General features: G+C 72.8%; 10 protein-coding genes and 1 pseudogene. 4 read left to right on the top strand and 7 right to left on the bottom strand.

Annotation, left to right across the window (positions count from 1 at the left end):
* Positions 1–38: 38 nt before the first annotated feature.
* The 3 genes from AB0389_RS13585 to AB0389_RS13575 all read right to left on the bottom strand — a co-directional run bounded on the left by AB0389_RS13585 (position 39) and on the right by AB0389_RS13575 (position 14,576).
* Complete coding sequence (locus AB0389_RS13585) at positions 39–9,632, bottom strand: amino acid adenylation domain-containing protein (protein ID WP_366395536.1); 9,594 nt, start codon at positions 9,630–9,632, stop codon at positions 39–41.
* Positions 9,629–13,726 carry an amino acid adenylation domain-containing protein gene (locus AB0389_RS13580; protein WP_366395535.1) on the bottom strand — a complete coding sequence of 1,366 codons (4,098 nt, stop codon included), beginning with the start codon at positions 13,724–13,726 and terminating at the stop codon, positions 9,629–9,631. Before AB0389_RS13580 ends, AB0389_RS13585 begins: the two co-directional genes overlap by 4 nt.
* Before the next feature lie 364 nt (positions 13,727–14,090).
* Positions 14,091–14,576: an Lrp/AsnC family transcriptional regulator gene (locus tag AB0389_RS13575; RefSeq protein WP_366395534.1), complete on the bottom strand. Its 486-nt coding sequence runs from the start codon at positions 14,574–14,576 to the stop codon at positions 14,091–14,093.
* Between the two features lie 123 nt (positions 14,577–14,699).
* On the opposite strand from AB0389_RS13575, the gene AB0389_RS13570 reads away from it, so the two are divergent.
* A complete protein-coding gene (locus AB0389_RS13570) occupies positions 14,700–15,032 on the top strand; it encodes an MmcQ/YjbR family DNA-binding protein (RefSeq protein ID WP_366395533.1) in 333 nt (110 codons plus the stop codon).
* A gap of 225 nt (positions 15,033–15,257) precedes the next feature.
* Complete coding sequence (locus AB0389_RS13565; RefSeq protein WP_366395532.1) at positions 15,258–16,814, top strand: FUSC family protein; 1,557 nt, start codon at positions 15,258–15,260, stop codon at positions 16,812–16,814.
* 24 nt (positions 16,815–16,838) lie between these two features.
* Here the strand turns inward: AB0389_RS13565 and AB0389_RS13560 are convergent, their stop codons facing one another.
* A complete protein-coding gene (locus AB0389_RS13560; RefSeq protein WP_366395531.1) occupies positions 16,839–18,254 on the bottom strand; it encodes an endo-1,4-beta-xylanase in 1,416 nt (471 codons plus the stop codon).
* A gap of 339 nt (positions 18,255–18,593) precedes the next feature.
* On the opposite strand from AB0389_RS13560, the gene AB0389_RS13555 reads away from it, so the two are divergent.
* Positions 18,594–19,868, top strand: a complete 1,275-nt coding sequence (locus AB0389_RS13555; protein ID WP_366395530.1) for a PHB depolymerase family esterase — start codon at positions 18,594–18,596, stop codon at positions 19,866–19,868.
* A gap of 168 nt (positions 19,869–20,036) precedes the next feature.
* Here AB0389_RS13555 and AB0389_RS13550 read toward each other — a convergent pair whose 3' ends face one another.
* The 3 genes from AB0389_RS13550 to AB0389_RS13540 all read right to left on the bottom strand — a co-directional run bounded on the left by AB0389_RS13550 (position 20,037) and on the right by AB0389_RS13540 (position 22,749).
* Complete coding sequence (locus AB0389_RS13550; protein ID WP_366395529.1) at positions 20,037–20,957, bottom strand: hypothetical protein; 921 nt, start codon at positions 20,955–20,957, stop codon at positions 20,037–20,039.
* A 95-nt stretch (positions 20,958–21,052) separates the two neighbouring features.
* Positions 21,053–22,075 carry a BadF/BadG/BcrA/BcrD ATPase family protein gene (locus tag AB0389_RS13545; protein ID WP_366395528.1) on the bottom strand — a complete coding sequence of 341 codons (1,023 nt, stop codon included), beginning with the start codon at positions 22,073–22,075 and terminating at the stop codon, positions 21,053–21,055.
* Positions 22,072–22,749 (bottom strand): uracil-DNA glycosylase, encoded by a 678-nt coding sequence (locus AB0389_RS13540; RefSeq protein ID WP_366395527.1) that lies wholly within the window; start codon positions 22,747–22,749, stop codon positions 22,072–22,074. Before AB0389_RS13540 ends, AB0389_RS13545 begins: the two co-directional genes overlap by 4 nt.
* A 110-nt stretch (positions 22,750–22,859) precedes the next feature.
* Between AB0389_RS13540 and AB0389_RS13535 the strand changes: the two are divergent.
* Positions 22,860–22,937 (top strand): annotated as a pseudogene (locus tag AB0389_RS13535) (uracil-DNA glycosylase); the annotation flags it as partial.
* Between the last annotated feature and the right edge of the window lie 11 nt (positions 22,938–22,948).

Below are 22,948 nucleotides of genomic sequence, written 5' to 3'. Positions count from 1 at the left end.
CGGTGTGTGTCGGTGTGTGAAGGCGTGGAGCGGCCCGTTCACGTCGAGTTGACCGTTCCGGCCACGGCCGCCACGTACGGCGCTCCGAGAACGCCGTAGTGGGTGGTGTCCAGGTACTGGCAGTCGGTCAGGTCCGGCAGATGCGCCTGCCACAGCCGCCGCCGCTCGTCCGGCGTACCGGTCGTGGGCAGTCCTTCCGCCGGTGTGTTCGCCAGCCACAGCCGGCTCGGTGTGCGGGACAGCCGGGGCAGCTCGTACTGGACCATCGCGGCCACATTGGCCCGGCAGCAGTGCGCCAGCCGCTCGGCGTACTCCTGCGCGCGAGGCCCGGCCGACCGGGCCGTGCCCGTGCCCACGCCCACGCCCGAGCCCGCGCTGCTCAGCTCATGGGCGAAGACCGCTTCGAACCCGCCCTCGTCGTACGTACCGAAAACCGGTCCGGCGTCCGGCGGCGGCGGATCGAGCAGATACAGCCCGGCCACCGGCTCGCCCGCCGCCTCGGCCTCGGCGGCCATCCCCAGCGCCGCCCAGCCGCCGAACGACCAGCCGGCCAGCCGCCGGCGCCACTGCCCGGCGGGGAAGCGCGCCGCGAGCGCCGCGTGGTAGCGGCGGGCCCGCTCGGCCAGGGACCAGGCGGGCAGCTCGGGGCGGCGCAGCGCCGGGTCCGCGATGAGGCAGACGGTCAGGCGCGGATCGAGCGCCGACACCAGCGCCCGGTACGCCTGGATGTCGCCGCCGACCGGATGGACCAGGCAGAGCAACTCGCGCCCGTCGCCCTCCTGCCAGATCTCCAGCTCCACCGGATCGCCGGTGGCGGACCGTATCTCCGCGGCCGGCCGCGTCTCCTCGTCCAGCCGTGCCAGTACGTCGGCGAGGCTGGCCCGGTGGTTGAGCTGGGACAGCTCGATGTCCACCCCGAAGAGCCGTTTCACCTCGCCGATCAGATCCAGCAGTGTCAGCGAGTCGGCGCCCAGGTCGTAGAGCGAGGCGTCCGGGTCGAGTTGCTCCAGACCGAGCCAGTCGCGCAGCCACTCCGTGAGCTGTTCGACGAGCTGTTCGGTGGGGGATGGCGTGGTGGTCGCGGTGGTTGTGGTTGTGGTTGTGGTGGTTACGGGTACGGCGGTGGCGGGCGGCGCGTAGAAGTCGCGGGCCCGTTCGACGGGGGTCGTGGACACCAGCAGCTGCGGCAGCTGGAGCCGCAGTGCCCGGGCGAACACCCGCTGCCCTTCCGCCACATCGAGTCCGACCGCCAGATGCTCCTGATGGCGTGCGTCCGTCCGCAGGGCGTGGCGCGCCATACCCACCTCGCGCCAGATGTCCCAGTCCACCCCGATCCGCAGTGTGGCTTCGGCAGCGTCGGGCCGGAGCCGTGCGAAGCCGTCCAGCAGACCGTTGGCGGCGGCGTAGTCGAGCTGCCCGACACCGCCGAACTGCGCCGACATCGACGAGCAGTAGACCGCGAGTGCGGGACGACGGAGCTGGATCAGCCGCTCGGTCAGCAGGGCGCCGCGCACTTTGCCCGCAGTCGCCCGCCGCATCGCCTCGGGGTCCCGGTGGGTGATCAGGCCGCCGGACGCCACCCCCACCGCGTGGATCACACTGTCGAGGCGAGGGGCGATACGGCCGATCCTGGCCAGGACCGTATCCACCGGGGTCTCGGCGAGATCGGCGTCGACCAGCTCGATACGGTCGGCCCACCGCGACAGCGCGGCCGGCACGCGCGGGTGCCGGGACAGCAGGACCACCCGGCAGTCCGTCCCCTCCAGCAGCCAGGCCGCGAGGGCGGAGCCGATACCGCCCGTGCCGCCCAGCAGGAGATGGACACCGCCTTCGTCCAGGAGGGACGGGAGACCGGCCGCGGGGGACGCCTCCACCGGTAGCAGCGCCTGCTGCCACCAGTACCCCTGGCGGAGCGCGAGCCGCCGGGGCAGCGGCGGAGTGGCTTCGGTGCCGTCGGCGATTGCGGTGGCCCGGGCGGCGGTGTCCGCGGCAGGTGTTCCGGCCAGCAGTGCGGCCAGCGGCGCCACCCACACCGCCGGGTCGGCGCCGGGCAGGTCCAGCCAGTGGCCCTCGGTGCCACGCTCCTGCGGCGCGACCTCGCAGACGCCCGCGAGCAGCCCCGCTTCGGGCCGGTCCACGACACCCTCGACCGGCTGCGCCCCGTACGACAGCCACCAGGGCCGCAGTTGTGGCGGCCGGTCCATCCCGGCCACGGCCGTCAGCAGCGCCGCCGGTGTGTCGACACACGCCCAGTGGGCGCGCTCCAGTGTGTCCTCGCCGACGGGGCCCTCGATGGCCAGGGGCAGCGCGTGCAGCCAGTCGATTCGGACCTGCCCGCTGCCGCTCCACGCGCTGTACGGCGGGCCGGTCAGGGCGTCGAGCAGCTGCCGCAGTGAGACCGGATCGGCCGGGTCGACCTCGTACGTGCCGTCCGCGAGCCGGGCGAACGTCCCGGCCGCCGCGACGCGTACCACCCGGGCGTACGCCGCTTCGAAGAGCCGCGTCGTCTCCCGGTCCTGCGGGCCGGACGCCGTCAGTACCACCAGCAGTTCCGGCAGCTCCGGACCGCCCAGGACGCGCGGGCCGGCCGTCCGCGCCCCGGGTACGGTGGCGGCGCGGCCGCGGCGTACCCAGTGCGGCTGGTGCAGCCAGTCGGACTCGGGCAGCCGCCCGCGCCGCTCCTCGGCGGCTCCGGTTTCGGCTCCGGTTCCGATTCCGGATCCGGTTCCGGCTTCGATTCCGGTGACGGTTCCGGGTGTGGCGCGCTCGAAGTCGTAGTCGGCCAGATCGAAGGCGGGCGGCGGGAAGTCCCACGGCGCCTGCGCGGGCCCCGGGTGCCAGGCGATCCGCTCACCGGCCAGCCACGCGGCGGTCAGCGCCGCCGCCGTCCGGTCCCCGGCGGGCCGTGTCTCCTCGCCCGGGACCGTCTCCACCACGTCCGCCACGGCCGCCGTACGCAGCCATGCGACGGCGTCGGCCGCGTCCGCGCACACCGCGCCCATCCGCAGCCGGCCTGCCGGGCGTCCGGCCTGGAGGTGCCGCAGCACCTGGCCGTACGCCTGCGGACGTTCGGTGAGGTAGTCGGCGACGCGGGCGGCGTCGGCGCGCAGCGCCGCCTCGCTGTCGCCGGAGAGCAGCAGACAGTCCGGGGACGCGGGAGGACCGGCCGGGGGCGTGTTGTCGGCGGCCTCCAGGATCAGATGGGCGTTGGTGCCGCCGATCCCGAAGCTGCTCACCGCCGCCACCCGGTCCCGGCCGGCCGGCCAGGGCGCGGCCTCCGCCGGGAAGCGGAACGGCGCGGCGTCCGCGCCGATCCGCGGATTGGGCTGCCGGAAGCCGACGTTGGGCGGAATGACCCCGTGGTGGACCGCGAGCACCGCCCGGACCAACCCCACCACGCCGGCGGCGGCGCCGAGATGGCCGATCTGGCTCTTCACGGAGGACAGCGCGCACCCGCCGCCGGCATTCAGCCCGTTGTCGTTGCCGCTGTCGCCGCCGCTCGCCGCCTCCAGCCCGAACGCCTGCCGCAGCGCGCCGACTTCGACCGGATCGCCGAGCCGCGTACCGGTGCCGTGCGCCTCCACGTACCCCAGTTCGGAGGCGGAGCGGCCACTGCGGCGCAGCGCCGTGCGGATCACCTCCCGCTGCCCCGGCAGTGAGGGTGCGCTGTAACTGAGCTTGGCGGAACCGTCGTTGTTGAGCGCGGATCCGGTGATCACCGCGTACACGGTGTCACCGTCACGCCGCGCGGCCCGCAGTGTCTTGAGCACCACCACACCGACGCCACTGGCCCCGATGGTGCCGTCGGCGTCGTCGCTGAACGGCCGGCAGTACCCGTCCGGGGAGAGGATGTGCTGCGGCCGGTACCGGTAACCGTCGCTCAGCGTCGTGTCGACGAGGACGCCCCCGGCCAGCACGGTCCCGGCGTCGCCCTGGCGCAGCATTCCGGCCGCGACATGGACCGCCACCAGCGAACTGGCGCAGGCCGCCTGCACGGTGAAGGCGGGCCCGGTCAGCCCGAGGTGGTACGCAGTCTTGGTGGCGAGGAAGTCCTTGTCGTGGTGGAGGGCCAGCTGGAATCGGTCGGGCAGCCGTTCGGGGTCGGCCTCGCGGAGCATGGACTGGAAGTACGTGTTCTCGCCGCACCCCGCGACCAGCCCGATCCCACGCCCGTCCGGATCGGCGATCCCGGCGTGGGCCAGCGCCTCGGCACAGCTCATCATCAGATGACGCTGCTGCGGGTCCATCAGCCGCGCCTCCGCCGGACCGATGCCGAACCGGCGCGGGTCGAAGGAGAGCGGTCCGTCCAACAGGCTGCGGGCGCCCACGAGTCCGTCGGCGGCGTCGAAGTGCTCGATGCCCCGGCCGTTCTCGTTCACCATCGCCCAGAAGCCGGCCAGATCGTTGGCGCCGGGCAGCCGTACCGCCATGCCGACGACGGCCACGGGCTCATCGGCGGACCCGGCGATCCCGGCGTCGCCGGGGCCTTCGGTGTTTCCGGCGGCGCGATCGTCCCGTACAGCCTGGGCCGTGCCGGAGGCGTCCAGGAAGCGGGCGAGCCGGCGGATGGTGACGTGCTCGAAGAGATCGGGGATCGTCAGCGGCAGATCCAGCTCGGCCGTGCAGCGCAGATGGAAGCGCATCAGATCGAGACTGGAGGCGCCCGCGTCGAAGAAGCGCTGGTCACGCCCGACGGGCCGGCCGATCACCTCCTCGAACAGCGCCGACAGCCGTGCCTCGCGCGCCGACAGCTCCGGTACGGCGGTGGCGGTGCGGGAGCCGGTGGTGTCACCCGACCCGGGGGCCTGCCCCTGTCCCAGCTCCTCCCCGGGGGCGCTCAGCGCCGCCCGCCGGTCCAGCTTGCCGCTGGGGGTGCGGGGCAGCTCTGTCAGCCGCCGGAACCGGTCGATCCGTACGTACGCGGGGAGCAGCGGCGCCAGATGTTCCGCCAGCTCCGCCGCCGTCGGCTCGGGCTCCCCGTCGCGGCACTGGACACACGCCGCCAGTCGCTCGCCGTCCCGTACGACCACGGCGTTGACGAGCGCCGGATGGCGCAGCAGCGCCGCCTCGACCTGGCCCAACTCCAGCCGGTGGCCGCTCAGTTTGATCTGCTGGTCGTCCCGGCCCAGATAGTGCAGCAGCCCCTGCCGGTCGAACCGCGCCCGGTCGCCGCTGCGGTAGAACACGCCCAGTCCTGGCAGTTCGACGAAGTGTTTCTCGTTGAGCGCGGGATCGTTCGCGTAGCAGGGAGCCGCCATCGGCCCGCCGATCAGCAGCCGGCCCGGGCAGCCGGGCGGTACGGCCTGATCGGCGTCGTCGACGACCCGCAGCCAGGCGCCCACCACCGGGCGGCCGATCGCGGGCCGGGCCGGCCAGTGCGCCGGATCCCCGTCGAGGCACAGCGCGCTGACCACATGGGTCTCGGTCGGGCCGTAGTGGTTGAAGAGCCGCGCGCCGGAGAGACCGGCGAACCAGCGGCGGATCGCGTCCGTGCACACCAACTGCTCACCGGCGGTGACGACATCGCGCAGCCGCGACGGGTAGCGGCCCAGATGGACGCCGTGCTCGGCCAGGAGCTGGAGTGCCACGTACGGCATGAAGACCCGTTCGGCGCCCGACGCTTCGAGGTGCGCCAGCAGAGCCGGGACGTCCTGCCGCAGGCCGGGCCTGGCCAGATGCAGGGTGCCGCCGCCGCACAGGGTGGAGAAGATCTCCTGGAACGACACGTCGAAGGAGAGCGCCGAGAACTGCGCGGTGACCGCGCCGTCCGGCAGACCGCCCTCCCCGCTCTGCCAGCGCAGCAGGTCGCACAGGGTCCGGTCGGGTACGTTCACCCCCTTCGGCGTGCCGGTGGAGCCGGAGGTGAACAGGGTGTAGAGCGGCCGTCCCGCGTACGGCGGGAGGTCCGACGGCGGGCCGGACGGCCGCTCCGACGGCATGTGCGGTGCGACGGTGAGGCGCGGCAGCCGCCGGTCCGGGTCTACGGCGTCGAACGCGGGCTCGCCTCCCAGCGCCAACAGCACGCACAACGGCTCGACTTGCTCCAGGATCTGCCGCAACAGCGCGGGCGGGTACGCCGGATCGAGCGGTACGACCGTGAGATTCAGCCGGGCGGCGGCCAGCAGCGCCACCACATGCTCGACCGAAGGCTCGAAGTGGAGCGCCACACCGCGCGGGCGGTCGTCGCCCGGCGGCAGCGGATGACGCGCCCACAGCTCCCGGGCCAACGTCTCGGCCCGCGCGTCGAGTTCGGCGTACCGCACCTCCCGGCCCGCGGAGACGAGGGCGATCGCGTCGGGCCTCAGCCGCACCTGCCGGGCGAAGCCCTCGGCGACGGTCGTGAAACCGGGCGGCGCGGGCAGCGCGCGCGCCGGCTCGTCCAGAGAGCGCCGGTACGGTCCGACCAGCTCGGCCAGCGTGGCTTCCCCGGGCTCGGCCAGCAGGTCGAGCGCCTGCCGGAACAGGCCGTCCATCGCGCGTACTTCGGGCGCCCCGAAGAAGTCAGCGTCGTACTCCCACAGGCAGTCGAAGCCGTCCTCGCGCTCGACCACCGACAGTGTCAGCGGGCACTTCGCGGCGGCGGGCGCCGGCCATACGGGGTGGCTGTCGCAGCCCGGCAGCGACAGCGCGGAGAAGTCGGTGTTCTCCAGCACGAAGAGGAAGTCGAACGGGCTTCCCTCCGTGGAGAACGCGCGGTCGGCCAGCGCGTCGGCCAGCGCCACGTCCTGGAGGTCGAGTACCGCCCGGGCCTCGTCCCCCTGCCGCCGCAGCCGGGTCCGCAGATCGTCGTGCGGCACCAGACTCTGCGGCAGCAGCACGGTGTTGGCGAACATGCCGACGCTGTCCGCGAAGTCCTCCACCGGCCGGTTGGCCACCGGTCCCGCGATCCGGGGACGGGTGCGCCCCGTCACGCCGTACAGGCTCCAGGAGAAGACGGCCAGCAGCAACTGGAAGCGGGTGAGCCCCAGTTCGGCGCCGAGCCGGTCGAGAACGGCGCGGCGGCCCCGGTCGAGCGAGGTGTGCAGCAGCCGGCCCCGGGTGGCGTCCGGGGGTATGGCCGCGGCCGGTTCCGCCGTTTCCGGTGCGTCCAGTGGCTCTGCCGCCTCGTCCAGACCGGCGTGATGGGCGCGCAGCGCGGCACGCTGCGCGAGATAGCCGGGGCGGGTGAACCACTCGGCCTGCCAGCGGGCGTGGTCGAGCGGTGTGGGCACCGGATCGGCCGGCGCGGGGCCCGGATCGGTCCCGGTCGGATCGGTTCCGGCCGGCGCGGTGCCGGCCGCCGCGGACGCGTAGTCCTCCGAGAGCGCCCGGAACAGCACATTGAGCGACCACCCGTCGACCGCGATGTGGTGCAGCCGGAGCAGCAGCACACCGCCGTCGCCCGAGGGCAGCCAGCACGCCTCCAGGAGCCGCGCCTCCGCCAAGTCGAACGGAACGGCGAAGAGTTCGGCGGCGAAGGCGCGGACGTCGTCCTCGTCGTCAGCCGGGCCCGGCAGGGCGGGCTCGGTCCACGGGTCGTACGGCTCCGCCACCACCTGGCGCAGCCCGTCGGGCGTGGCCTCGAACGACGTCCGCAGCGCGGGATGGCGCGCCACCAGCCGCCGCAGCGCGTACCGCAGCGCGGCGGTGTCGACCGTGCCGCGCAGCCGGAAGGCCAGCGGGACGTTGTACGCGCTGGAGCGGGGGGCGCGCTGCTGGAGGAGCCACAGCCGCTGCTGCTCGGAGGTGGCCGGCGCCGAGCGCGCGCCCGTCGGCGCGGGCACGGCCGGATAGGGGGAGGCGGAGTCCGCCGTGGCCCGGCCGCCCGGTGCGATCGCCGCCGCCAGTCCGGCGAAGTCCTCGCTCAGGACCAGGGCTTGGGGCACCTCGCGGCCCCAGCGCCGCCGTACCTCGAAGCGCAGCCGCAGCGCCTTCAGCGAGTCGCCACCGTTGGCCGTCCAGCGGTCGCCGAGCCGCAGCCCCGGCACGCCCAGCACCCGGCCGGCCAGGTCCAGCACCTCGCGCTGCAACGGTGTCACGGCGTCCGGCCCCGGTGCGGGGGCGGCGCCCCGCCACGGTGGGACGTCCCACCGCAGCAGCGCCGCCTCGTCGACCTTGCCGTTCGCGTTGAGCGGCAGGGACTCGACCAGATGGACCCGGTGCGGTCGCATGTACGGCGGCAGGCCCGCCGCGAGATGGCGGTCGAACTCCTCGAAGGACAGGTCGCCGCCGAGCACCACATGGGCCAGCAGCTCATTGCCGCCGTCCGCGGGGTCACGGCGCGTGCACACGTACGCCTGCCGGACCGCCGGGTGGGCCACGATCCGCTGTTCCAGCTCGCCCGGTTCGATCCGGAAGCCCCGGACCTTGACCTGGCGGTCGGCGCGGCCCACGTACGTGATCCGGCCGTCGGTGTCGCCGCGTACCAGATCACCGGTGCGGTAGTAGCGGGCCTCACCGGCGCCGTCCGGCCGGGGGAGTGTGACGAAGGCGCGGCCGGTCTCCTCGGGCAGCCCTCGGTATCCGGCCGCCAACCCGGCTCCGGACAGCAGCAGTTCGGCCACCTCGCCCGGCGCGGCCGGCCGGCCGCCGTCCACCAGCAGGAGGGCTCCGGTCTCCGGCAGCGGACGGCCGATCGGCACCACGTCGCCGGTGAAGTCGCGCGGGATCGGATGGCAGAGCGCGAAGGTGGTGGTCTCGGTCGGCCCGTACACGTTGTGGAGCCGGGTCCCGCTCGTCGGATTGTCCCGGTACCAGCGCCGGATCAGCCGGGCGTTCAGCTGCTCGCCGCCCACCAGCACCTGAGCGGTTCCGGCGAAGCAGTCCGGCACCGCGGTGACCACCGCGTTGAACAGCGCCACCGTGATGAAGACCGTGTCGACGCGCTCGCGCCGCAGCGCCGCCGCCAGCAGATGGGGTGTCTGTACCGTCTCATCCGCCAGGATCACGCACCGGCCGCCGGTCAGCAGCGGCACCCACACCTCGAAACTCAGCGCGTCGAAGGCAGGGTTGGCGAGGCAGGAGTAGCGGGCCCCCTCGGCCAGGTCCAGATACCCCGGCCGCGCCAGCCGCAGGACACCCGCGTCACGGACCTCGACGCCCTTGGGCCGGCCGGTGGTGCCCGAGGTGTAGAAGACGAAGGAGACCGGCGGCGCGGTCGCGGGCGGCGCCGGTGGCGGTACGGGCGGCTCCTGGCCGCCGGCCGGTCCCGCGTCGAGGAGTACGGTCACATCGAGCGGACGCACACCGTCGGGCAGACCGTCCCGTACGACGGGCGCCGGGCCGCCGTGGACCAGCGCCACGGCCCCCGAGTCGGCCAGGATGTGGCCCCGCCGCGCGGGCGGGCTCTGCGCGTCGAGCGGTACCACCACCGCGCCCAGCCGCAGCACTCCGAGCATGGCGCAGACGAGCTGCCACGACCGGGGCAGGCACACCGCCACCGCGTCGCCCGGCCGTATCCCCGCGCGGTGCAGGGCGCGGGCGACGGTGCCGCTAACCTCGGCCAACTCGGCGTAGGTGAGCGTCCGTTCGCCGTCGGTCACGGCCACGGCTGCCGGATGGCGCCGGGCCCGCGCGAGGACGGCGGCGGCCAGTCCTCCGGGCGTGGCGGTACGGTCCGTGGCGCCGTCCTGCGCTGTCACCGGGGAGGTCATCGCGCCTCCCGGACCAGGTCCTGGGCGGCCGGGAACCGGCCCAGTTCGGCTTCGAGCAGCGCGGCCACCCGTACCGCCTCGGCGGATTCCAGCATCTCCCAGTGGTCGCAGTCCGCCCGCTCCACCAGGAATCCGCCGTCGGCGCGCCCGCGCCAGAACTCCCGTACGTCACCGAGAAGGGCGTCGTCGGCGCCCTCGGCGGCGGCCTGCACCAGCACCAGCCGGGCGGGCGACGCGGGCACGGTGTAGCCGGGGACGGTCGACCGGTTGTGGTTGTAGATCCGGAAGTACTGATCGATCTGTTCGTCGTCGATACCGGGGTACATGCCGTTGAACTTGACCAGCTTGTCGCGGAATTCGGCCATCTCGACCGGCGCGGTCAGCTCGGGCGCGACGGGTCCGTCGGTGGCCTGTGTGTCCAGCAGGACCACACTCACCTCGGTGTGTCCGGCCAGCGCCAGCCGGCGCCCCATCTCGTGGGCGACCAGGCCGCCGTACGAGAGCCCGGTGATGACCAGCGGCGCGTCGAGCAGCGGCTCTATGAGCAGCAGATACGCCTCGGCCATCGCCTCCACCGAGGGCAGGAACGCCTCGCCGGGATTGACCCCGGAAGACTGGATGCCATAGACGCCGAACTCCCGTGGCAGCGCCTTGGCCAGCGACAGATAGCAGAAGGCGGTGCCGCCGGCAGGATGGACACACACCACCCGGCCCGGTGGACGCTGAGGCCCCGGCGTCCCTCCCGGCTCCAGTGTCCCTCCTGGCTCCGCTGTCCCTCCCGGCTCCGGCGTCCCTCCCGGCTCCGGTCCGTCGTCGCCCGCGCGGAAGTCGATCAGATGGTCGGACGGCCGCTCCGGCGCGCCCTCCCGCAGCCGGCCGCCCAGCGCCTCGATGGTCGGATGCAGCAGCAGCTCCCGGATCGGCAGCGTCTCGCCGAACGCCTCCCGGATGGCGTGGGTCAGCCTGATCGCGGAGATCGACGTGCCGCCGATGTCGAAGAAGCTGTCGCGGATCCCGATGTCCGGCTGGAGCAGCACCTGTTGCCATATCTGATACAGCGTCAGCTCGATGTGGTCGCGCGGGCTGGCCTGGTTGACCTGAGCGGACGCGCCCGCCCGTGCCCGCTCCAGCACCGCCGGGCGGTCGACTTTGCCGTTACGGGTACGCGGCAGCGCCGGCAGCTCGACGACGAGAGCCGGGATCATGTAGTCCGGCAGCCGGCGCGCCAGCGCGGTGCGCCACTCACCCGCCTGCCGGGGCTCCGCGGCCTCCCGGCCGACAGCGGCGATCAGCCGGGGCTCGCCCGCCGGATCGCGGTCGGTCAGCACCACGGCTTCCAGCACCTCCGGCAGCGCGAGCAGCGCGGCCTCCACCTCACCGCACTCGATCCGGAATCCGCGCAGTTTGATCTGGTTGTCGCGGCGGCCCGCGTACTCCGCGTTGCCGTCCGGCAGCCGCCGGGCCAGATCGCCGGTGCGGTAGAGACGTCCGCCGGGGACGAAGGGATCGGGAAGGAACCGCTCGGCGGTCAGTTCCGGCCGGTTCAGATAGCCGCGCGCCACACTCGCGCCCCCGATGTACACCTCGCCCGTCACACCGGCGGGCACCGGCCGCTGCCGCTCGTCCAGCAGATACAGCCGCGTGTTGCCCAGCGGCCGTCCGATGGGGCACTGCCGGTCCAGCGGCCGGGGATCGGTGTAGGCGGTGCTGTACAGCGTGGTCTCGGTCGGCCCGTAACCGAAGCAGACGCGCAGCCCGGGCAGCGCCCGCGTCATCCGGTGCAGGGCACGCTCGGGCAGGGACTCCACCCCCGTGAGCAGCTGCCGCAGCGCCAGCCCGTCGAGGCGCTTCTCCGGATCCTCGTCGATCCAGGTGATGTACGAGGGCGGCAGGAACGCCTGGACGACGCGGTGTTCACGCAGCCAGTCCATCAACGCGGCCGGATCGGCGCGCAGTTCGTCGGGGACCAGATGCAGTACGGCGCCGGTGGTCATCGGCAGCAGGATCTCGTGCACCGACGCGTCGAAGCCGATGCTCGACCACGCCGACGTAGCCTCCCCGGGCGTGGCACCGAACCGGGCCAGCCAGGTGTCGAACAGGTTGATGACATTGCCGTGTGTCACCGCCACGCCCTTGGGGCGGCCCGTCGAGCCCGAGGTGTAGATGACATAGGCCAGTTGGTCGGGGCCGGCCGGGACACCGGGCGCGTCGTCGCGCGCGCCCTCCGCCTCGACGGCGGTCAGCGAGTGCCAGCCGTCGTCCGGCGGGTCCGCGGCGTCACTCAGTACCAGGGCCGGTACGGCGTCCGCCACCATCGCGGCCAGCCGCTCGGCGGGCTGCGCGGGGTCGAGCGGCAGATACGCGGCGCCCGCCTTGAGGATGCCGAGGACACCCACGACCAGCTCGGCAGAGCGCCCGGTGTGCAGACCCACCACCTGATCCGGCCCGACACCCCGGGCGATCAGGGCGTGCGCCAGCCGGTTCACGCGCCGGTCCAGCGCGGCGTAGTCGAGCCGCCGCACAGCATCGTCGAGGGCCGTGCTGTCGAGGGCCAGGCTGCCCTGGGCCGTGCTGTCGCGCGCCGTGCCGTCGGGGGCCGGGCCGACGAGGGCAAGCCCGTCCGGCCGTTCCCTCACCTGCGCCTCGAACCGCTCGATCAGCCCGCCGAGCCCGGACGGCGGCACGGCCGCCGCGCCCTCGGTGGCGTCCCAGTCCGCGAGCAGCCGCCGCGTCTCCGCCTCGTCCATCAGCGCGAGATCCGCCACCGGCAGGTCCGGCAGCTCCACCAGCTGCGCCAGCACACGCCGCAGATATCCGGCGTAGCGCTCGACGGTCGCACGGTCGAACAGGGCGGTGGCGTAGTCCAGATGGCCGACCAGCCGGCCGTCCTCCTCGGCCATGGACAGCGCCAGATCGAACTTGGCCGGTGCGGTCGGGATGGTGAGGTGCTCCGCCTCGACCCCCGGCAGATGCAGCACCCCCTTCCGGGACGGCACCCAGGCGCACATCGTCTGGAACAGCGGAGTGCGGTCGGTGCCGCGGGCCGGATTGACCAGCTCCACCACCCGTTCGAAGGGCAGATCCTGGTGGTCGAGCGCCGACCGTACGGTCCCGCGTACGCGCTTCAGCAGCTCGGCGCCCGTCGGAGTGCCCGACAGATCGGTGCGCAGCGCGAGGGAGTTGACGAAGAAGCCGATGAGATCGTTGAGTTCGCTTCCGCGGCGGTTCGCCACGGGGGTGCCGACGACGACATCGGTCTGCCCCGTCAGCCGCGACAGCACAATGGACCAGCCGGTCAGGACGGCCACGAACAGCGTGCCGCCGCTCCGCCGCGCGAGTGACCGCAGCCCCGAGGTCAGCTCCTCGTCCAGGGTGATCGCCACCCGGTCGCCCCGGTGGTCCTGCTCGGGCGGGCGCGGCCGGTCGGCCGGCGGCTCCAGCAGCGCCGGGGCGCCGGCCAGGGCCTCCTGCCAGTAGGCGGCCTGCGCGTCGCTCCCACCGCCGGACGCCCACTCCCGCTGCCGGGCGGCATGATCGGCGTACTGAAGGGGCAGGGGCGGCAGCGGATCGGCCTCGCCGCGCAGCAGCGCCGGGTAGATCGCGCCCAGTTCGCGCATCAGCACTGTCAACGACCAGCCGTCGAAGATGGTGTGATGGAACGTCAGCAGCAGGATGTGATGGTCCTCGGCCAGCACCACCAGCCGGCCGCGCCCCAGCGGGCCCCGGCTCAGATCGAACGGCGCGGTGGCCTCCTCCTGCCGCAGCGCGTCGATCCGCGCCTCGCCGTCGGCGTCGGCGCCGGCGAGTCCGGCGAGTCCGGTGAGATCGTCCACCACCAGGGCGAATCCGGTCTCCGGCGGGTCGATCACCTGGTGTACGGAGCCGCCGTCGGCGACCAGCCGGGTCCGCAGCACCTCGTGCCGGGCGACCACCGTGTCGAGCGCGCGGGCGAGCACCGTACGGTCGAGGGGGCCCCGCAGCCGGTAGGCGAATGCCTCGTTGTACGCCTCGTTCGCCCCGGGCAACTGGGCGAGGAACCACAACCGCTGCTGTGCGAAGGAAATGGAGCGTGAATTGCTGGCGGTGCGCTGCATGGGCAAAGCTGGCCCTTCCCCTTGGCGGGAGAATTATTCACACGCGGTACTTGAAATATATTTTCTGCTGAGCAATCAAGTTGAAGACGGCCAAAATTGCACAACGCCCAATGGGGGCGCTGTGCACGTCACGTGGTCTACACCACGATGATCAATCAGCGCGTCGGCGCGTGTCAATGGCCACTTGTTCTCCTTCTGGCCAAGGATTTCCGGTGATATTGGACGTGTTTATCTGCATGTTCCGTGCGTAGCCGATTCAAGTGAAACGGAATACGACATTTCCCGATGTCGGGCCGGATCGGCCACCCGTAAGGAAAGTGCGGAAAAACGGAATTCGGCGGGTGGCGCGGCGGACCGGGCCCCGTTACCGCGGCCGGCCGGGAGCGTCCCGCCCCACCGACTCCACCAGCGGAAGCATCCGGTGCGCCACGCGCTCGCGCAGCGCCATCTCGGTCCGGGTACGGACCACACCGGGCAGCCGGATCAGCCGCTGGACCACGTCCTCCAGATGCCCGTTGTCACGCGCCACGACCCGGGTCAGCAGATCCCCGGCGCCCGTGATCGAGAAGGCCTCGATGATCTCGGGCACCGCCGCCAGCGCGTCCCCGACCTCGTCGAGATGCCCCTGCGTCACCTCGATGTGCACGAACGCCAGCACCGGATGCCCCAGCGCCGCGGCCGAGAGATACGGCCCGCTGCCGGCGATCACCCCCGTGCGCTCCAGCCGGTCCAGCCGCGCCTGGAGCGTCCCCCTGGCGACCCCGAGCAGCCGCGCGTACTCCCGCACCGAGGTACGCGGACGCTCGATGAGCAGCCGCAGAATCCGGGTGTCGAGCGCGTCCACCGCCATCGTCCGCCGAGACCTTCCGCTGTACGTACCGATAGAGGGCCCCCACTGTACCGATGGCACCGGACCGGGACCTCTCGCTGGGCCAATTGCCGGAGCGGACCGGCGCCGACCATGATGGGTGCCATGAACGCCATGGACGCCGAGGATGTGCGCCGGATCGCGCTGAGCCTGCCGGAGACGCTGGAGAAGGAGGCGTGGAGCATGCCCACGTTCCGGGTCGCGGGGAAGATGTTCGTCACCGTTCCCGACGACGGGACGTCGTTCGCGGTGCGGTGCCCGCGGTACGAGAGGGAAGAGCTGATCGCGGCGGAGCCCGAGAAGTTCTGGGTGCCGCCGCACGAGGCGGCCTCCGCGTGGGTACGGGTACGGATCGCGGCGCTGGAGGACCTGGACGAGCTGCGCGACATCGTCGCCGACTCCTGGCGGCAGGCCGCGCCCGACCGTCTCGTCGACTGATCCCGCGCCGCTCGCCACCGCCGGGCCGCGGGCCCGCCGCTGGTCCGTTGGCCCGGCCGGGCGCGCGGCGCGCAAGTCGTACCGGGCCAATGGCACAGCGTTCGGGGATCCACTTGAGCCACGGCCGCGGCGGGTGCTGTGATGGGCACGTCGACGGCGCCGCAGACTCTCGCGGCGCCTTTTTCGTGCCGGATCCGGAAGGCACGCCGAGAAGGCGGGGGAACCATGCTGACCAGGATGTTCGTGGCCCCGGATCCGGGACGCGGCCGACTGCGCGCCGCCACCAGGGCCGTCGTAGGGATCGGCGCGGCCAGCGCCGCGGCGGGTCTCGCCGGGCACGCGCTCACCGCCGTGATCGCCGGTGGCCTCGCCGCGCTGCTCGCGCTCTTCACCGTCACCGACGCCACCGTCCGCGACCAGGCCCTGACCACCGCCCTGCTGCCCGTCGTCGGCTTCCCCGTGCTGGCGCTCGCCGCCGCGCTCCACAGCCACCCGGGCGCGCGCGACGCCGTGTTCCTCGCCGTCGTCTGCGCCGGGGTGTACGCCCGCCGCTGGGGAGCGCGCGGACACGCCCTGGGGATCTTCGCGTTCATGGCCTTCTTCATGGCGCAGTTCCTGCACGCCGTACCGGGCCAACTGCCCCAGCTGTACGGTGCGATGGCGATCGGCCTGGCCGTGTCCTCGGCCGTCAGGTTCGGCTGCTGGTGCTACGAGCGCCGCCTGCCGCCCGCCGCCGTACCCGCGCCGCTCACCGGCCGCGGCCTGGCCCGCCCGACCACTCGCCAGGCCCTCCAGACCACGGCCGCCTGCGCCTTCGCACTGGCCGCCGGGCAGCTCCTGTCCCAGGACCGCTGGTACTGGGCCGTCGGCACCGCCTGGTGGATCTTCGTCAACACAGCCTCGCGCGGCGAGACGCTGGTACGCGGCTTTCGCCGGGTGGTCGGTACGGTCGCGGGCATCGCCGCCGGACTGCTCGTCGCCGTCCCGCTGAACGGGTCGCTCACGCCCAGCGCCGCCCTGGTCGCCTGCTGCGTGTTCGGGATCTTCTACACGGCCACGGTCTCGTACTCCTGGATGATGTTCTTCGTGACCGTCATGGCGGGCCTTCTCTACGGCCTGCTCGGTGTGCTGCGTCCGGGGCTCCTCCTGCTCCGGTTCGAGGAGACCGCCGCGGGGGCGCTGGGCGCCGCGCTCGCCGTCGCCGTGATCCTGCCCGTCACCACCCACGCCGCCACCGACGCCTGGATCCGCCGCGCGCTGACGAGCGTCCACACCTGCACCACCACGGCCGCCCGCCGGCTCTCCGGCGACGAGCGCGCGGACCCGGTGGCGGCAGCCGCGGAGCTGGAACTGCTCCTCGGGCGGGTACGGACCTCCCTCGCGCCGCTCGTCCACCCGCTGAGCCCGCTGCGCGCCCGGCGGACACGCGCCCGGCAGGTGCTGCTGCTGCTCGACGACTGCGCCCGCGAAGTGCGCGGATTCGCCGCCGTGGCCGCTGCTGCCGGTCCGGCGGGGCCGCACGACGCGTCGCGTGACGCATCGCACGACGCATCGCACGACGCGCGGTTCGCCGCCGCCTGCCGGCGCGTCGAGGACGCCGTACACGCGCTCGTACCGCCTGCGGCGGAGCCGTCGCACCGGCCCGCCGGGACAGCGGGCCGGCCGGCGGCCCACCATCCCGGCGCCGAGGCGGCGCTCGCCCATCTGCACGGTCTGGAACGGGCGCTCGCGGAGCTGTCCGCGCCGCTGCGGGCCACCCCGCGCACTCCGCTCACGGTCTGACGGCTCACCACCTTCCCGACGGTGTCAGGTGGTGGTGCAGGTGCCGATGGTGGGGGGTTGGGTGTTGCCGTTGGTCATGATGGTGAAGCCGAAGGTGGTGGAGGCGCCGGGGGCGAGGGTGCCGTTGCCCGCGGGTTTCATGGTCATGATGTTGCCGGTGGTGTCCCAGGTGGGGGTGCCGTTCCAGGTGGTGGAGATTTTCTGGGGGGACTGGACGGTGACGGTGGTGGTCCAGGTGGTGATGGCGGTGCTGCCCGCGGTGATCGTGACCTGTCCGTTGAAGCGGTCGGCCCAGGACGTTCCCGCCTGGTAGGTCGCGGTGCAGCCCGCACTGCCCCCGCCCCCACCGCCGCCCGACGAACCGCCGAGAGCCGTGAGGACGGAGGTGTAGGCGGCCTTCTTGGCGTAGTTGCCGTCGAAGAGCAGCGGAGTGTCACCACTGCGCCAGGAGTACTTGTCGGTGACGCCCCACACGGTCACACCGGTGCACCGGCTGATGGCCAGACACGTCTTGACCACCGTGCTGTAGCTGTTGGCCTGGGCGGTGCCGGAGCCGGCGATGTCGAGTTCGGTGATCTGGACGTCGACGCCGAGGTTGGCGAAGCGCTGGAGGTTCTGCTGGTAGTCGGCGGGGACGGGGGACTGGCTGTTGAAGTGGGACTGGAAGCCGACGCAGTCGATCGGCACACCGCGCGACTTGAAGTCCTGCACCATGGCGTAGACGGCGTTGCTCTTGGCGTTGACACCGTCGGTGTTGTAGTCGTTGTAGCAGAGCTTGGCGTTGGGGTCGGTGGCGCGGGCGGTGCGGAACGCCTCCTCGATGAAGCCGCTGCCGAGCTTGTCCTGGAAGGGCGAGCTGCGGCGGGCGCCGCTGCTGCCGTCCTGGAAGGCCTCGTTGACCACGTCCCACGAGTGGATCTGGCCCTTGTAGCGGTTCATGAGCTGGGTGATGTGGTTGTTCATGGCGGTCCGCAGATCGGCGGTGGCCAATTGTCCTACCCAGCTGGGCAGTTGCGAGTGCCAGACGAGGGTGTGACCGCGGACCCGCATGCCCTGGCCCCGTGCGTGGTTGACGACCTGGTCGGCGCCGCCGAAGGTGAAGGAGCCCCGGGTGGGCTCGGTGGCGTCCCACTTCATCTCGTTCTCGGGGGTCACGGAGTTGAACTCGGTGTTCAGGGTGGAGACATACCCCGACTCGCCGAGGTGGTTCGCCGCGACCGCCGTACCGAAGTACCGGCCCGACGCCGCGGCCGAGGCCCCGAGCGTGCTCGCGGCCTGCGCGGTGCCGGCCAGGGCGATCAGGCTGCCCGTGGCGACGAGTCCGGCGAGGGACGCCGCGAGCGCGGTGCGGAGTCGGCCCCCGCGTGGCCCGCGTGCTGCGCGGTCCGGTGCGCGGCCGTCGGCCGCGCGGTCGTCGGTGGTGTGTGCGCGAGTGTTCATCGCAACCTCGGGGGGTGTGTGGGGGTGAGGGATCGCTGATGAGTGTTGCGCCGGGGCCGCCTTACGTCAACGACGTATTTCCGAAAAGTCTTCGAAATTAATGGACGATCAGTCAGGTGGTTCCTTCCTGTCAACCAGCCTTCATCCATGGGTACTTGAGGAGAGCCCCAGCTCGGCAGCGGTATACGCCGTCGGTGTGGACGGCATACGACCGGCAGTGCTCCCGAGGACTCCGGCGAACGGCGTCCGGAACCCTTGACGCCTCTTCAGGGCGGCCCTACGGTTCCCGAAATCTCTCGCGCAAGTGGCGAAACTTTCGTAGCCCGGGAAGGGAAATCCATGCCCGCGTCCAGAAAGCCCCGCACGTTGGCGACCACCCTGCTCGCGGCGGTCCTGCCGCTGCTCGCGGCGCTGCTGCTGAACACCGTCTCGGCCCCCACCGCCTCGGCGGCCTCCCTCACCGAGGTCACCGGGTTCGGCGACAACCCGAGCAATCTGCGCATGCATGTGTACGTACCCGACAGCGCCCCCGCCCGTCCGGCGATCGTGGTCGCGATCCACTACTGCACGGGGTCGGGTCCGGGCTTCTACGCGGGCACCGAGTTCGCCTCGCTCGCCGACCGGTACGGCTTCCTCGTCATCTACCCCTCCGCGACCCGCAGCGGCGGTTGTTACGACGTGTCCTCCGCGCAGGCCCTCCGGCGGGGCGGCGGCAGCGACCCCGTATCCATCATGTCGATGGTCACCTACGCGCAGCAGCGCTACGGCGGTGACCCCGCCCGGGTGTACGTCACCGGCGCCTCGTCCGGCGCGATGATGACCAACGTCCTGCTGGGCGACTACCCGGACGTCTTCAAGGCCGGTGCCGCCTTCATGGGCGTGCCCTTCGGCTGCTTCGCCACCACCGACGGTTCGAGCTGGAACAGCGCCTGTGCCCAGGGGCAGATCAGCAGGACCCCGCAGGCATGGGGCGACCTCGCCCGCGCCGGCTACCCGGGCTACACCGGCGTCCGCCCGCGTATGCAGCTCTGGCACGGAACCACCGACAGCATTCTCAACTACAACAACTTCGGCGAAGAGATCAAGCAGTGGACCAATGTCCTCGGGGTGAGCCAGACGCCCGTCTCCACGGACTATCCGCAGTCGAACTGGACCCGTACCCGCTACGGCGCCAACAGCGCGCAGGCCCCCGTCGAGGCCATCAGCGTCCAGGGCGTCGGCCATGACCTGCCCCAGTCCGGCATGGCGGCCCAGGCCATCGCCTTCTTCGGCCTCAGTGGCTCGTCGGGCGGTGGGGGCGGGGGCAGTGCGGGCTGCACCGCGACCTACCGGGCCGGCACGTCCTGGGCCGACCGCTTCAACGGCGAGGTCACGATCACCGCGGGCAGCACCGCCATCACCACCTGGACCACCACCGTCACCGTCCAGTCCCCCCAGAAAATCTCCACCACCTGGAACGGCACCCCCACCTGGGACACCACTGGCAACATCATGACCATGAAACCCGCGGGCAACGGCACCCTCGCCCCCGGCGCCTCCACCACCTTCGGCTTCACCATCATGACCAACGGCAACACCCAACCCCCCACCATCGGCGCCTGCACCACCACCTGACAGAAACAGCCACCCGACAGAACAGCCACCCCCCACGGCCCACCGCCGATCAGCCGAAAGGGTGAGACGACGGTGAGCACGCGGAAGGGCCCGTACGGGGAGCGATCGCTCCCCGTACGGGCCCTGTCCCAGCTGTTCACGCATCCCCGGCGCCGGTCCTTCGCGCGTTCAGTGCGTGGGAGCCCCCTGCGGCTGCGTGCTGATGCCCAGCACCGACGCGTACTTCGACAGCACCAGCTTGCCGATCGCCGGGTACGCGCCCAGCGGCTCGGCGGCGGCGCAGTCCGCCTCCTTGAGCGCCGCGTCGAGCAGCCCCTCGGGCAGCTCGGGGCCTACCAGGTACGGCGCGAGCGCGAGCTGTGTCGCACCGGCCTCGCGCAGCTCCTCGGCGATCGCCGCGACCGAGCCGTGCTCGTCGAGCGCGGCGGCCATCACCGGCAGGGCCAGCCGCGCGGCCAGCAGCATCCCGGTGATTCCCGCGGTCTGTACGGCCTCGGCGCCGCCCACCGTGCCCAGGATGATCCCGTCGGCCGCCGTGGCGACCGTGAACAGCCTGGCGCGGTCGGCGCGGGCGAGACCGGCCTCCGACAGCCGTACGTGCAGACCCTCGGCGAGCAGCGGGTGCGGACCGAGCACCTCGGTCAGCTCCACGGCCGTGCCGCTCTCCGTGACGGCTTGGCCTATCCGCGCGATCAGTGTGCTGTCCGGACCGGCCAGCAGCGGTACGACGACGGAGGCCGGGCCCTGGGGCTCCGCGACCTCGTGCCCGGCGGCCCTGGCCAGCTCGTAGCGTTCGGCACGCAGCGCGGCTGTCCCGGTGAGGACGCTCAGCAGCGTGGGGTACTCCTCGTCGTCGCCGTCCAGGTAGCCGATGCCGGCGTCGAGGCCGGGCAGCTCCGAACGGGCGATGCTGACGACCTCTTCGGCCAGTCCGCGGACAGCGGCCGAGGGGGTTCCGGGCACGGCCAGAACCAGCACGGGCGCACCTTCGGGAGCCGCTACCGGTTCGGGGCGGCGGTGGCGCCCCGACTGGCGGGGTCGCGGCATTCGTACAGGCAGGCCGGATGCGGGCCCAGTGGGGGTGCTCATGGCGTCGAATGCTACTGGCTTTGTGGGGGCCGCTGTTCGGGGAGGGGCAGGTCGAGCGCCATCTGTCCTTATTTATCCGTTAGGTATATTTCTCCTCATCTGTCATGGTCTGTCGAGATGGTGAGCAGGCGCGCGTCGCGCGGCAGCGCGAGCGAGTCCGTGGCGAGCGCCCCCGCGACAAGGAGCGCGCCGTCGAGCGGACCGGCCGCGGCGGGTACGGCGGTGGCCTCGGGGAGCTGCTCGGCCAGCTCCGCCCGCAAGGGGCCGAGGAGCGGCTCTCCGAGTCCGAACAGGCCCCCGGTGAAGGCGACTTCACACGGTCCGGACGGCGGGCAGACCGCGGCGGCGGCCTCCACGGCATGGCGCGCCGCCGCCGCGAGCACGCCCGCGGCCACCGGGTCGACGGCCGCCGCGGCGGCCACCTCCGGCGCGAACGAGGCGAGTACGGCGGGCCGGTCGCTCCGGGGGTAGAGCAGCCCGGGAAGCTCGGGCGCGGGACCGAAAAACGCCTCCATCCTGGACAGCAGTACGGGCGAACCGCCCCGCCTGCCGTCGTACGCGCGCAGCGCCGCTTCGAGCCCCGCCCGGCCGATCCACGCACCGCCGCCGCAGTCGCCGAGCAACTGGCCCCAGCCGTCGGCACGCCGCCAGCGGCGCAGCTCCGTACCCAGCGCGATCAGTCCCGTACCGGCCGCGACGACCGCTCCGGGGCGCTGCCCGAGCGCGCCCGCGTACGCCGTGACCGCGTCGGCGGCGAGCGCGATCCCGCGCACCCCGAAGGAGCGCTCCAGCGCGCCGGGCAGCTCCGCGCGCAGTCCGTCCCCGAGCGTCGCCATCCCCGCCGCGCCGATCGCGACCGCGTCGAGCACCACAGGCCCGGCCACCCCCGCCCGCGCCGCCAGCTCGTCCACCGCGGGCAGCAGCCGGGACAGCAGATGTACGGGATCGATCCCGCCGGGACCGGTACGCACCGGCTCCGCGGAGGAACAGGTGGCGACCGGGGCGACCACGCCCGTACCGCCCGCAGCGCCGGTCTCGCCGGTCCCGCCCGGCGCGACCGAACCGAGCGCGAAGCGCAGCCCGGAGCCACCCGAGTCCACGCCCAGCACCCAGCTCACGGCAGTTGCCAGTCCACGGGTTGGGCGCCCTGGCCGATCAGCAGGTCATTGGCCCGGCTGAAGGGCCGCGAACCGAAGAAGCCGCGGTCGGCGGACATGGGGGAGGGGTGCGCGGACTCGATCGCGGGGTAATCCCCCAGCAGCGGACGGGCGTTACGGGCATCACGCCCCCAGAGAATCGACACCAGCGGCTTGCCCCGCCCGGCCAGCGCCCGGATCGCCTGCTCGGTCACCTCTTCCCACCCCTTGCCCCGGTGCGCGGCGGGCTTGCGCGGCGCCGTGGTCAACGCCCGGTTGAGCAGCAGCACCCCCTGCCGCGTCCACGGCGTCAGATCACCGTTCGAGGGCCGCGACAGCCCCAAGTCCGTATGCAGCTCCCGGAAAATGTTCTCCAGACTCCCCGGCACCGGACGCACCTCCGGCGCCACCGAGAAACTCAACCCCACCGCGTGCCCGGGGGTCGGATACGGATCCTGCCCGACGATGAGCACCCGCACCTCGTCGAAGGGCTGCTGGAAGGCGCGCAGGACGTTCGCACCGGCGGGCAGATAGGTGCGGCCCGCCGCGACCTCCGCACGCAGGAAGTCCCCCATCGCGGCGATCCGTTCGGCGACAGGGCTCAGCGCCTGTGCCCATCCCGGCTCAACAACTTCACTCAACGGTCTCGCTGTCACGGGACATCACTCTACTTATATGCGGATCGGGCATGCGGCGGACGCCCTCCAGCGCGGCACCCCTCGGTCCCGACCGCCCCGCACGCGCTCCCCGACCCCAGCGCCCGGGGCGGGGAATCCTGCTGCTCAACCGGGCGTTGACCACGGCGCCGCGCGAGCCCGCCGCACACCGGGGCACGGGGTGGGAAGTGCAGGAGGG

It is taken from the genome of Streptomyces sp. NPDC093109, from assembly GCF_040701725.1.
GTDB lineage: Bacteria > Actinomycetota > Actinomycetes > Streptomycetales > Streptomycetaceae > Streptomyces.
The sequence above is the reverse complement of the archived record's forward strand: the minus strand, read 5'-3'. Positions and strand labels throughout refer to the sequence as shown.

What these genes read in the sequence shown, in the direction of transcription:
- AB0389_RS13585 (WP_366395536.1), bottom strand. Translation starts at nt 9,632, where the DNA reads ATGACCTCCCCGGTGACAGCGCAGGACGGCGCCACGGACCGTACCGCC.
- AB0389_RS13580 (WP_366395535.1), bottom strand. Translation starts at nt 13,726, where the DNA reads ATGCAGCGCACCGCCAGCAATTCACGCTCCATTTCCTTCGCACAGCAG.
- AB0389_RS13575 (WP_366395534.1), bottom strand. Translation starts at nt 14,576, where the DNA reads ATGGCGGTGGACGCGCTCGACACCCGGATTCTGCGGCTGCTCATCGAG.
- AB0389_RS13570 (WP_366395533.1), top strand. Translation starts at nt 14,700, where the DNA reads ATGAACGCCATGGACGCCGAGGATGTGCGCCGGATCGCGCTGAGCCTG.
- AB0389_RS13565 (WP_366395532.1), top strand. Translation starts at nt 15,258, where the DNA reads ATGCTGACCAGGATGTTCGTGGCCCCGGATCCGGGACGCGGCCGACTG.
- AB0389_RS13560 (WP_366395531.1), bottom strand. Translation starts at nt 18,254, where the DNA reads ATGAACACTCGCGCACACACCACCGACGACCGCGCGGCCGACGGCCGC.
- AB0389_RS13555 (WP_366395530.1), top strand. Translation starts at nt 18,594, where the DNA reads ATGCCCGCGTCCAGAAAGCCCCGCACGTTGGCGACCACCCTGCTCGCG.
- AB0389_RS13550 (WP_366395529.1), bottom strand. Translation starts at nt 20,957, where the DNA reads ATGAGCACCCCCACTGGGCCCGCATCCGGCCTGCCTGTACGAATGCCG.